The organism is Altererythrobacter sp. MTPC7, assembly GCF_042851395.1.
In the GTDB taxonomy this organism is placed as follows: Bacteria; Pseudomonadota; Alphaproteobacteria; order Sphingomonadales; family Sphingomonadaceae; genus CAJXSN01.
This window is the reverse complement of the sequence record NZ_BTGS01000025.1, coordinates 1-11,295: the sequence shown is the minus strand read 5'-3', so window position 1 is coordinate 11,295 and position 11,295 is coordinate 1. Positions and strand designations below refer to the sequence as shown.

Annotated in this window: 14 protein-coding genes; 10 read left to right on the top strand and 4 right to left on the bottom strand. The window is 57.6% G+C overall.

Annotated elements, in window-relative coordinates:
- On the bottom strand, positions 1 to 197 hold a 197-nt coding region (locus tag ACGHJ7_RS14290), incomplete at its 3' end, for a hypothetical protein (RefSeq protein WP_390479054.1).
- 95 nt (positions 198 to 292) lie between these two features.
- Here ACGHJ7_RS14290 and ACGHJ7_RS14285 point away from each other — a divergent pair.
- The gene (locus ACGHJ7_RS14285; RefSeq protein WP_390479052.1) at positions 293 to 1,138 is read left to right on the top strand and encodes a mechanosensitive ion channel family protein; all 846 of its coding nucleotides are present in this window, start codon (positions 293 to 295) and stop codon (positions 1,136 to 1,138) included.
- Here ACGHJ7_RS14285 and ACGHJ7_RS14280 read toward each other — a convergent pair.
- Positions 1,135 to 1,971 carry a LysR family transcriptional regulator gene (locus ACGHJ7_RS14280; protein ID WP_390479050.1) on the bottom strand — a complete coding sequence of 279 codons (837 nt, stop codon included), beginning with the start codon at positions 1,969 to 1,971 and terminating at the stop codon, positions 1,135 to 1,137. The two genes, ACGHJ7_RS14285 and ACGHJ7_RS14280, sit on opposite strands and share 4 nt — an antisense overlap.
- 198 nt (positions 1,972 to 2,169) lie before the next feature.
- On the opposite strand from ACGHJ7_RS14280, the gene ACGHJ7_RS14275 reads away from it, so the two are divergent.
- The 7 genes from ACGHJ7_RS14275 to ACGHJ7_RS14245 all read left to right on the top strand — a co-directional run bounded on the left by ACGHJ7_RS14275 (position 2,170) and on the right by ACGHJ7_RS14245 (position 7,031).
- A complete protein-coding gene (locus tag ACGHJ7_RS14275; protein ID WP_390479048.1) occupies positions 2,170 to 2,598 on the top strand; it encodes a hypothetical protein in 429 nt (142 codons plus the stop codon).
- Positions 2,599 to 2,622: 24 nt separating this feature from the next.
- Complete coding sequence (locus tag ACGHJ7_RS14270) at positions 2,623 to 3,141, top strand: hypothetical protein (RefSeq protein WP_390479046.1); 519 nt, start codon at positions 2,623 to 2,625, stop codon at positions 3,139 to 3,141.
- Positions 3,142 to 3,166: 25 nt separating this feature from the next.
- Positions 3,167 to 3,664 (top strand): hypothetical protein, encoded by a 498-nt coding sequence (locus tag ACGHJ7_RS14265; protein WP_390479044.1) that lies wholly within the window; start codon positions 3,167 to 3,169, stop codon positions 3,662 to 3,664.
- Entirely contained in the window at positions 3,645 to 4,205 is a 561-nt protein-coding gene (locus ACGHJ7_RS14260) for a hypothetical protein (protein WP_390479042.1), read from the top strand. The genes ACGHJ7_RS14265 and ACGHJ7_RS14260 overlap by 20 nt, the downstream gene beginning before the upstream one ends.
- A 127-nt stretch (positions 4,206 to 4,332) precedes the next feature.
- Positions 4,333 to 4,866, top strand: coding sequence for a hypothetical protein (locus tag ACGHJ7_RS14255; RefSeq protein WP_390479040.1), 534 nt, complete (start codon positions 4,333 to 4,335; stop codon positions 4,864 to 4,866).
- Between the two features lie 86 nt (positions 4,867 to 4,952).
- Positions 4,953 to 5,333, top strand: a complete 381-nt coding sequence (locus ACGHJ7_RS14250) for a hypothetical protein (protein ID WP_390479038.1) — start codon at positions 4,953 to 4,955, stop codon at positions 5,331 to 5,333.
- Positions 5,334 to 5,873: 540 nt separating this feature from the next.
- A complete protein-coding gene (locus tag ACGHJ7_RS14245; protein ID WP_390479036.1) occupies positions 5,874 to 7,031 on the top strand; it encodes a tyrosine-type recombinase/integrase in 1,158 nt (385 codons plus the stop codon).
- Positions 7,032 to 7,150: 119 nt separating this feature from the next.
- On the opposite strand, the gene ACGHJ7_RS14240 is transcribed toward ACGHJ7_RS14245, so the two are convergent.
- A complete protein-coding gene (locus ACGHJ7_RS14240; protein ID WP_390479034.1) occupies positions 7,151 to 8,224 on the bottom strand; it encodes a nucleotidyl transferase AbiEii/AbiGii toxin family protein in 1,074 nt (357 codons plus the stop codon).
- Positions 8,214 to 8,945 (bottom strand): DUF6088 family protein, encoded by a 732-nt coding sequence (locus ACGHJ7_RS14235; protein WP_390479032.1) that lies wholly within the window; start codon positions 8,943 to 8,945, stop codon positions 8,214 to 8,216. The genes ACGHJ7_RS14240 and ACGHJ7_RS14235 overlap by 11 nt, the downstream gene beginning before the upstream one ends.
- On the opposite strand from ACGHJ7_RS14235, the gene ACGHJ7_RS14230 reads away from it, so the two are divergent.
- Both ACGHJ7_RS14230 and ACGHJ7_RS14225 read left to right on the top strand, forming a co-directional pair.
- Positions 8,938 to 10,503 (top strand): hypothetical protein, encoded by a 1,566-nt coding sequence (locus tag ACGHJ7_RS14230; protein WP_390479030.1) that lies wholly within the window; start codon positions 8,938 to 8,940, stop codon positions 10,501 to 10,503. The genes ACGHJ7_RS14235 and ACGHJ7_RS14230 overlap by 8 nt on opposite strands.
- Positions 10,504 to 10,667: 164 nt before the next feature.
- Positions 10,668 to 11,295 (top strand): nucleotidyltransferase (locus tag ACGHJ7_RS14225; RefSeq protein ID WP_390479028.1); only part of this gene is annotated, 628 nt, incomplete at its 3' end.

Genomic DNA, 11,295 nt, shown 5'->3' with positions numbered 1-11,295 from the left:
AGGACAACATAGCCTGCCAATCCGATGAACTTCCTCACCCGATAGCGCGTGTCAGTCTGCGCGATCGAGCGCACTGCAAAGCCTTGCAGGATACGGATGATGATCAGGCCAAGGACGACTGCGATCAGAGCCGTACCAAAGTCCGCGACAAGAGGGTGGCTCAGCCAGCCTTCCATTGAGTTAAGCCATTCAGTCATGACCTGTAGTATTAGCCAGACCTCGTTCGGCAGGTAAAGATGAGCCAATAAGGTTCTGCCCAACGAGCCAAACATATAGGCCTCGGTATCAGTTCTTGACTTTTGAAGGCTACTTTGGCGATAGCTATTCCATGCCGCTTCAGATGCAACTCGAACCCATTCTTGCCGATATTCTCGCTTCCGTCGCCCTACTGTTGGCACTTGTCGTCGCCCAGTTGTTCGTCGCAAGGAGCCTCAAACGAGGAGATGAGTTGTCCGATCAGGCCGCTCGGCGCTGGGCGGCCAATTTCAGGAACGCGCTCGTTCTCATAGCCGCAGTCGGTTTAGTAATGATCTGGGCTCCTCAACTCAGGACATTTGCGCTTTCGCTTACGGCTGTCGCCGTAGCGATTGTCATTGCGACGAAAGAACTAATCCTATGCCTTTCGGGCTCAATGCTCCGCACTTTTACGCGGGCTTACGCGGTCGGCGATCTGATTGAGATTGGATCAGTCCGAGGTGAGGTGCTCGACTATAATCTGCTTGGCACAAGACTGAAGGAATTTGATCCAGACGAACACTCCAGTGTGCCGACTGGCCGCGAAATCGCGTTTCCAAACAGTTTGCTGTTCTTAAACACGGTGAGGGTGCAACCAAAGGCTTCCGCTTTCAAGCACCACCGCGTTACGATGGTCTTTGATGCAGACGTCGACATCTTCGCAATGCACGAGCGCTTCAAATCGACAACAGAGAAAATTCTTCAGCAACATGGGGGCGGATCACCCGAATCCACAAAGCGAGATTCAGTGGAGGTCAGGTTTAGCACCACTGAGCTCGGGAAATACCAAGTTGAGATCAATGTCGATGGTGGTTCTGCAAACCTGCAAACAATCGAGAGCGATATCGTTTCAGAGATTGGCTCTCTTGTGCATGCTGAGAAGCCTAGTTTGACTCCAAGCTAACCAGGCGTGAAACCTTGCAGGTTCAAGACGATCTCGGCTGCCAGTTCTGCATCCAAATCATCGCGCCAACATACATAGGCCGGAAAGTCGAAGCTGGGAGCATTGTCGATGATCACCAGCTCGTTTGCATTCAGTAGCGGTGTCACAAGATACTCAGGCATGTAGCCGGACTTCTTGTTGGCGATCAGCCAACGTGCCGAGCGCTGGCCTAGATCGAGCACCAAGCCTGTTTCCGGCGCAATGCCGAGCCGTGAGGCGATCTCAAGCCCAAGCGAGCGGCCCCAATCAATGCGCACGAAATCCTCTTTCCAGTTCTTTGGATTACCTGCGGTGACTAGGACGAGCTGATCCTCAAACAGACGCTCCGCACTGATATCACGGCGAAAGACCGGATCGTGGACAACAATCATATCCAGCTCGCCCTCAGCCAAGTCGCGGTTGAGCCTTGCCCAAGCACCGGCAGTGACGCGAAGCGCCAGATCAGGGATAGCGTCGCGTACTTCATCTAACCATCCAAGAAGCAAGCGATCCCAAAGGAAGTACTGCCCCCCAAATGACAGCGAGCGTTCAAACCGTTCCGGCAGGGATACTTCGTGCCTGGCCACTTCCCAGGCGCGTACTGCCTGACGCGCTGGGGCCATAAACTTCTCACCGGAGGGCGTGAGCTGGCAGCCGCGCTTGTCCCGAATGAAGAGCTTCGTACCGAGACGGTACTCCAATTGCTTGATGCGCTCGGTCACGCTTGAGGGCGAAGCGTTCACACGCTGCGCAGCGCCGGAGAAGCTACCTGTGGCGGCAGCGGCGAGGAAGGTCTGAAAGGTCGTGATATCCATTAAATTCGGATAATACGAAAATAAACTTCTGACAATCGCGTTTCTCAAGATTCAAAATCGGGATTAGACGGCTCTCCATCGAACCAAAGGAGATACCCGATGAAAACTTTTCTGATTGCATCCGGCCTTGCTCTTGCTTCGCTCGCAGCCCCGCAGGTTGCGTTCGCGCAAGACCAGCAAATCGCTGCCGAAATTATTGTGACCGCCGAGCACCAGCGTGACTGGGATCGCGGCAACAGCCGCGAAGCCGAAGGCCTTCGCGATCTGCAACGCGCTCAGCGTGACCTCGTCCGTTACAGCGCAGCCGTCGTTGAAGCACAGGACAAGCGCGACACTTCAATGAGCCGTGCCGAGAATGCGCAGTCTTCGTTTGAAAGCCTGACGTCTCGTCCGTTCTTCACCGATGCCGGTGATGCACGCGATTGGGCCAAGCAGGTCGAAGAGGTCGCAAAGGACTGGGAGCGGTTTGAAGAGCGCAGCGAAGAAGGCGCGAAAGAACTGCGCCGTGCCCAGCGTCGCCAGGCCAATGCACAAGAGGCCGTCGATGTGGCTCAGGCCAAGATCGATGAAGGCCGCGCGATGATGGCTGATGCCGAGCGCGCAAGCCAGCGTCAGGCCCGCCGCTAAGAAAGGAATGAGAGGAGAGAAGAAGTGTTTGCTAAACGTAACAAAATCCAGCCCCTTGTTGAGCCGTCGACGCTAAAGCCGGCGAAGCAAGGCGGCGCAGTTGATCACGTTGCAGCAGCCACGGCGATGCTCGTCGCTGGGCTTGGGTTCACCCAGCTCTTCGCTCCTCTTCTCGTCAATCCCATGACGGGCTTTGAAAGCGGACTGGCTGCGCAGATCATTGCGCTCCAGTGGATCGTGTTCGGAGGCTTGCTGTTTTTTGGCGGTCTATTCCGCATTAGGGTGCTGACCATCTTTGCAGCCGAGTTTTTGATGCTCGCAGGGCTGACAGGCGTTGCGGCCACCATGCTCCACCAAGGTGAAATGATCCCGCTGCTCATACATGGCGGCATTGCGATCACCGGCTTGGTCAATAGCGGGCTGGCACGGCTCACTGACAAGGCAGAACTGAAGCGCGAATTGCACTTTGCCAAGGCGAACGCAGCAGAAGCGCGCAAGAAGCAAGAAATACGAGACGACGGAGAAGAAACCCGGCGCTTTTGATAAGCGCCGACCAAGGAGAGAGACGATGACCAAGACAACGAAAATGTTGCAAACCAATGCCAAAGCTATCGCGCAACCAATGTGCGGCTTTGCGGTGGATCATGCGGCACTTTCAAGCGCTGCCCTGTTGGCGGGTCTTGGCGTCGTCCAAATCACTGCGCCATCCTATGTCGTGGACCTGACGGGACTGCAAACGAATGTCCTTGGGAACTGCATTGCAGCTCTTTGGGTTGCGGTTGGATCATTGCTTGCATTCAGCATGGCAACCGGAAATCGGGCCACCACGAATTTTGCGGCTACGGCAATGTTTTTCGCAGGCCTAGCCTCCTTCACTGTGGCCATGATCGAGCGTCCCGACATCATTCATTTCCTCGTTCACGGAGCCATCATGTTCCTGGGTTTCACCACGTGCGAGATCGCCAGCCTTACCCGCAAGGACGAGCTCAAGCGTGCCGTAACCCGAGTGAAGACCGCCGTTCCACACGTCAAAATCAAAAAGCAAAATGGAGAATTTCATGCCTAAATCATCTGAGGCCAAGCCGATCATCGACATTCAGGCTGTCGCCGAGAGATTGCAGCTATCGCCCGAAAAGGCGAAGCAGCTTGGAGAGACGTTCTTTGCAGGCCTTGCGGGTCGTAAGGGGTCTTTGAGCGATGCGCTTCTTGCCGCCTCGCGCGCAGCGAAGGTGAAACCAAAGCAGCTCACCGAATTGCTTAGCGCTATGGCTGATGACTTCGCGCGTCCGCTGCCTGAAGCACCGGCTTCAATCGGCAAGCGGCTTTCAAATGCAGCAGACGAAGCACGCGAAAAGGCGAGCGAAACAGTGGATCGGATTTCCAAGGGCGTCTCCTCAATTGATGTAGCGGCACTGCGCAAGGAAGGCTCCGACAAGGTTGCCGAGCTGCGCGAACGCGCCGCCAACATCGATACTGCCGATCTGAGCGACCAGGCGAAAGAGCTTGGCGACAAGGCAACGGATGGCGCTCGTGATCTCGCTGGCAAACTCTCCCGCTCGATTGCTTCGGTGATGCCGAAGGGCGTGACGGGCGAGGCCAAGAAGTAAGGCTGCGGCAAAAGAGCCCTTCGGGTATAGAAACGCAGTCGGGCGGCAGGGGTCCGGTTAACCCCCTCGACCTCTGTCGCCTCACTTGAAAAAACCAGCCTAAACGCTGTGACGAAGGAGTCGATCTATGCGCACCATAACTTGTCTAGTCGCTGTTTCACTAGCATTCTCAGCCGCACCAACCTTGGGACAAAGCGGCGAGCGACAGGACAGCGTTGGCGAAGATGCAGTCGATGCGGTTACTCAGCCGCTCAGCGACTTAAATCTGCGCAATAGAGAGATTCCGCTCATTCTAAGGCTCGCGCAAGAAGAGCCTTACAACCTAAGCGAAGTTGAAGGGTGTGACGCCCTGCGCACTGAGGTCGCGCGCCTCAACGAGGTCTTAGGCCCCGATGCTAACGAGCCTGCCAAAAGAGCAGGCCTGGTAAATCGTGGTCTTCGGGCCGGAGGCGATGTGCTCGGAGGGATGATTCCATTCCGTGGCATAGTCAGACGCGTTTCAGGAGCCCGTGCTGAACAAAAACGCTGGGAAGCTGCCATTTATGCAGGTGTTGCTCGGCGCAGCTTTCTCAAGGGTTACATGGCCGGGCAGGGGTGCGAAAGTGCCGAAGAGGCAAGTGTTCGATCAGCGCGAGATATCTTGGGAATGCCCGAAGAATAAGGATTGTCCTCGGGCACGAGCAGCTTGACGCATAGACCGACCGATTCCAAGCAGTACGTTCTCATTTACATACGTTGAGGAATGACATGCCAACCAAGCCCTGTTTTCTACTTCTTTCTTCTGCCTTGTTGATTGTGAATGCCCCCGCCTTGGCGCAGGATGCAGAGCCCCAAACTCCCTCTATTGTCGTCGAAGCGCCATCCGGTTTGACGGAGAGGCAGCAGCGCGAATGGGCAAGGCTCAACCGCGATGCGGAACAATTAGAAAAGCGGTTGGCGAGCTTGCGCGCACGCATCCTCGATGATCGCGAAGAAGTAACCGAAGCACAGCGGCGGTTGGAACGCGCTCAAGCCAAGCTCGAAAGGGAGCAAGGTGATCTTGACCGAACGCAAAGGCGTATCGAAGACGCTGAGGAAGATCGCACAAGAATTGAGAGGAAACGTATTGAAATTCTCTCGAGACGATAACCGTCTATCGCCACGGGCTTGCACGTTTCCCATTGAGCTAGAGCGTTGTTGCGTGTGTTAGAAGTAAGCAGTGGACATTATCTAACGGCTTGTTTGTCAAACTCGCTCAGTGCCCGGACTCAAACTTCGCCGGTTCACATCGGCGCAGGCGCCGAACGGATCGCCCGCGGTGGCAACGGGGGGACGGCCAGGGATCGAAACGCCTGTGAAATGTGAAATTACGTCGATTTCCTCGATTTCGTGCTGCTGCAGCCTCAGAGCTGTGGCGTAGCCGGTCCAGCTGGCTCGCAGCATCCAGGCGGGGGCGATGGGGCTGGCTGATATCCGGGCGTCAAGGCGAGCGATCGAGGCCATCGTCCGACCAAACTCGCTAACCAGATCGGGCGACCAGGGTAGCGCGCAAAGAGGAAGAACCGGGCGTGGCATATGGCAATAGTAGCGTGAAAAACAGTGTTCAGTCCACCACGCATGAGGCGCAGTACTGATAATGCCTGCTTATCAACACTAGACAGCCAGTGAAAATTGCCGCAAATCCATCGAATGGGCCTAGAAACCGCTGCGAACGGCGTTCCCGCGCTTGGGTCGAAGGGACTTGCTGATCGCGAGGGCGAGCCCGTGACCGCGACCGTCGCCGCGCTCGCCGAGGCTAAAACGGCAGTCGATCTTGCCATGATCGACGCGGCGGCACGCGCGTGGTCGTCCAACACCAAGCGGGCGTTCCTCGCGGACCTTAACTTATGGAATGCATGGTGCAGCACAAACGGGGTGCGGCCGCTGGACGCGGATGCGAAACTCGTAGCCGAATGGGTGAGGGCGCTTGGCGGCCTTGAGACCGAGCGACGGCTGCGCACCCCGATCAAGAAGCGCGCGCCCGCGACGATTGCGCGCTATCTCGTCCATGTCGGCATGGCCTATCGTATGGCGGGGCTGACCGACCCCACCGCGGCGCCGCTGGTCAAGCTCGAATTGAAGGCCATGCGCCGTGCGCGTGGCACCCGCCAGCGCCAAGCTAAGGGGATACGCTACAAGGGCGATATCGCCGACCTCGACGGACCACCTACGGGCGTGTGTCTCTCGCATCTTCTGAAGGCCTGTCGGCGCGACTGGCTAGGCCTGCGCGATGCGGCGCTGCTGCGGGTCGCCTACGACACCGCCTGTCGGCGTTCCGAGCTGGTGGCGACCGAGATCGATCATATCGAGGCGGGCGAGGGCGGGGCAGGGGTGCTGTTCATCCCCTCGAGCAAGACCGATGCCGAAGGGGAGGGGGCCTATGCCTATCTGTCCCCGGCGACGATGCAGGCGATCCGCGCTTGGAAAAAGGCGGCCGATATCCACTCGGGACCGCTGCTGCGAAGGGTGGAGGTGCATTTCGACGGATCGGTGAGCCGGGTCGGCAATCGTCCGCTGCACCCCAACAGCATCACGCTGATCTATCGCAGGCTTGTCCGCGCCGCGCACGCCAAGGGCTTACTCGGTGAAATGAGCGAACAACGGCTCGAGCAGTGGGTTAGCGACATCTCGAGCCATTCGGTCCGCGTCGGGGTAGCGCAGGACAATTTTGCGGCCGGGGAGGGGTTACCGGCGATTATGCAGGCCTATCGCTGGCGCGATCCAGCAACGGTCATGCGCTACGGGGCGAGGCTTGCCGCACAAAGCGGGGCCAGCGCGCGGCTTGCGAAGCGGTTCTCGTCGAGCTGATTCGGCACGACTGTTGATGGTCGCCCAAGAGATTATGGCAGGCGCTTTTTCGGGTTCCCACTCAACAGGAGCGATGTCGGCTCTGGGTGGTAAACGGAAGTGCTTCGCTCCTTGTTGCTTCAGGCATTATCCCCACTAACGCCTTGATCACGCAATTGCCCTTGCAATTCGGCAAGGCCCTCCACGAGTTCGTCAAATTTCGGGCGAGCGCCAGCGAACATTACTTCCATCGCAGCATAGTCCTTGCGCAGCTCCGGCAGGTCCTCGTCACGCGGCAACAGAGTGAGGCCCGAAAGATTTGCCGTCTCGTAAGACGCCTTCTTGTCGGGAAACATTAGGCTTTTATTCCGGACCACCGATGCAAGAAGCGCTGGGTCGGCTGCTGCGCGCGCAGCAATGCCCGCTCGAGCCAGCATGAAGGTGTCGTAATAATGGCGCGACATGGCTGGGCGCAGACGGCCGTTATGCGCGAGCGCGTGCAGGATAGTGGCTTTTTCGAAGAAAGTGCGCTCCACGGCGAGCGTCGGCACCTTCACTTGCGCAGAGGGCATTAAATCCGGAAATTCCTCCGCGATGTAGGGCGACAGGGGTAAGATCTCGCTCGGATCCGGATCGCCTCTCGCGCCAAATTCGAGTTTGATGCGGGGCTTGATGTAGTCCGCATCGGCACGCCCGCCGTAGTCGTTTCCGTAGCTGAGGCCATAGCCGCTCGTTGGCGGGTAGACGAAAAGCAGGGTTTGTCGGTCATTGTCATCCGGATCGGGTTCAAGCTTCCAGCCTTCCCCGCCTTGGAGCACATCCTCAATCGCCTGTCGGAGCCGAGGCGCCACAGCTTCGTGCACGAACCTTTGTGCATTTGACTTGAGCGTCTCCGTGCGTCGACCACGCTCCTTGTTGCTTATCTCATCGTCAAGCGGCGACGCGCCATCACGAACGCAAGGCGCATCACGCGCGATGGTCAGGTCGATGTCTTCGGAAAACCGCTCGATGATATTGTAGGACTTGGAAAGCGACGTCCCGCCCTTGAACGTCAGATATGGCGCCAGCTCAGCATCATCCATGAGCCGGCGCAGCGTCCAGCAGACCCAGAAATCCTTTTCGACGACCGTTTCGCTCGTGTTGCGCCGGGCTGCACACTCCTCGATGATCTCGCGCCTTTCGCCGGTTTCGAGGCGAGCGAAGTCATCCATCATGCGCCTCGGCGATCTTTATCACAGTATCGCTCATCCACCCGGACATCTGGGGTCGCGCATTGACCATCTGGTCGACATCCTTGTCCGCGAGCGAGCCGGCGATCCGCTGGATGACAATTCTGTCGACACCGCCCTTCCCGACGTGAGAAAGCGCCTGGATCGCCGTATTGGCCGGACCCGACCCGTCCTTGATGAGCGGCGCGCGCGAGCGCTTGAACATGATGGTTCTCCCACCAACATCATGGCTTCCAGACTTCCCATCGGTCGAAAATACGGTTTTCATCGGGACCTGGGTCGAAAGCCCAAGCCTGTTAGCGGCCGCTGCACCGGAAGGACCGATCTTCACGCCATTCTTGCGCGCGATCGCCTTGGCAAGATCTCTTGCCGAAGGGCTCAATAGTCCAAGCCTGCGATGCCGCTTCGGATAATCGTAAAGGCCGCGAGAAAGGCGCCGGACCTGGCCGGCATCGACGAGCCGCTGAAGAGCGACATCGACCGCGCCCCGCGAACCTAGATCCGCGACGTCGGACGGCGTGAAGACCCAGCCACGCCGCTTTGCGCGAACGCGCCGCATGATACGATTTTTTACGCTGTCCATCCTGCAAAGCTCCTTTCGTTTTGTTAGATAATAGCATATATATTTCAAACAAGGAAACAAGATGCGTATTGATCGGTATCTGGAGCTGAAACAGTTTATCGGCGAGGTCGCAAAGATGCGCATCCTCCACCACCGTCCAACTCCGGACACGATGGAGTATCTCGAGCGCGAACGCATTCTCATACCGCGCCTGCGACTGAGATATCCCGATGAGATCGAGCGGCGATGGTTCGACGATGAACGATATGGCTGGGAGCCTGTTGGCACGCGAGAGCCCGACGGCGAGCGCTGGGATGCAGCCTGCGCTCTCGAAGAAGCTAGGCAGAACGCCAATCTTCGTCGCCAGCGGGCTGATCCGCTCGACCATCCCCATCCCCTGGACCATCCCAATCGGGAATGGCGGCAATTCATTCAGTACCCCAAGCGGCGAAAGTTTGTGACGTGGGACCACTTCAAGGTTCGCGTTGGCGAACAGAATGGAGACGTGCGCTTCAAGGCGGATACGGTCGTTACCTATTATTCGTCATGGCAGCTGCTGCTAATTCTAGAATGCCAGCGGATGGGGGTACATTTCACCGGCAATACGGATGGTTGGAACTGGATCGAGGCGGAGGTCCCGGAGCACTGGCGCGCTTCCACCAGTTTCGAACCGATCCGAGCCTTGCGCAAATTTGCCGAGTTCGAACGGCAATTGGACGCAGTCGTGTGGTTTACGCAGGAGAAGCATCTCAACGAATATTTCGTCCTAAGGAACGCTAGTGGCCGGCGGATCATTGAGGACGATGAGCGCGACGAAATGGAGCGCCGAACCGTCGCCCTGGGTAGGCTCTGTCGCGAGCGTTACCAGGTCTCCTATCCGCAGATCATTGAACTGTTGAAGTATCTGAGCCAGCGCTGGGACCATTGGCACAGGATCGGCTGCGACAATCATGCGAAGGCCTATAAGCGGTTTATCGCCGATGCGACCTGGCTCGCGCGGTACCTCAAAGACGTCCCGGTGGACCGGTTGTTCGACGATGTCGGGCGCGTCACCGGACATTTCAAACCGACGCTTCGCGTTATTTTCCAGGATTGGGCGACGGAGTGGCGTGAGGACGCGCAGCGCATTCTGGAGGGCTTTGCGACGCCGGGAGCCATCCTCACCGCGGACTTCACAAAAGACGAGGTGCGTCAGTTCCTCGATTTCGTCGAGCATCTCGATATGCTGGAATTCTACTGGCGCTGGCGGTCGCTGAACGAGCGCGCGTTTTCGAGCGATGCGAACCTGATGGCGGGCTTGCGTAGCGACCTGCAGGGGATGGCGCTGAGCGTCGAGCATATTGTCGATGCTCTGCTCGAACCGGTGACCGAGCATCCCAAACGCCAGCTCTACGAGAAATTCAAGCAATTATGGCCTGCGTCGACAGCGGTTGGACGACTGCTGAAAAGCAATGACTATCGCGAGCGCGCCTTTGCGGAAGGAGCGATCGATTTGGCCTGGCACGATGAATTGCAGGAAGGAACCAACCACGAGGTCATCGCAAGCGATCTCGCCTTGTGTCATGCGATCCGAGGCAGTGCCCACTATCGAATCGTCGAAGACAACCAGCTTCTGATCGAACGAATGAGTGTCATTCTCCTTCGCAGCGTGATGCAGGCATTTCGGCGGTCGCAAGAATTGACGCGCGAAATAGCGGACTGAGTCGATCATCCACGAGTAGCGCCCCACTAAATTTCAGGCCCGAAACCCTATGGCCGTACAGCTTCCTTGCGCAGCTGCCGCACTGGTAAAAACGGACCGCGCACCTTGAATGGCGCACCGTCGCTTCCTAGAACAAAAGTAGAATGTCTTAAGTCGAGAGCCCTATGAACGAACAGCCGAATATCCTGTCCCGTCGTTATATCGAAGCGCTTGTCGAGGAGCTTGCGGTCGATGAGACTAGGTACGAGCAGGCGGAAACTAGCTACAAGTCGGTAGGCTCCTGGCTTAACCGGGACAATTCTACGCTGACTGCCTACGATCCGACCGTCTATGTCCAGGGTTCGTTCGCGCTCGGAACGGTCATCAAGCCCCTTCATTCCCGAGAAGAATACGATATCGATGCGGTTTGCGAACTGATCCGGCTCGGCAAGGGCCAGGTGACGCAGGCCGAGCTGAAGGAAATGGTACGGGTCGAGCTCGAGCTTTATCGCCGATCGCAGAGTATGACCAAGCCGCTTGAGGAGAGTCGGCGCTGCTGGACGCTTCGTTATGCCGATGGCGCGCAGTTCCATATGGACGTTGTTCCCGCCGTGCCCAACGGGGCCGATACGCGCCAGCTCCTCTTGGACGCTCAGCGCGATGCATCGCGCGCGAATACCGCCATCGCGATTACCGACAATGAGCACGACCATTATCGCAGGCATAGCGCCGACTGGCCACGTTCGAACCCGAAGGGCTACCTCGACTGGTTCCGCTCTTGGATGACGGTGATCCTTAACGAGCAGAAGGAGT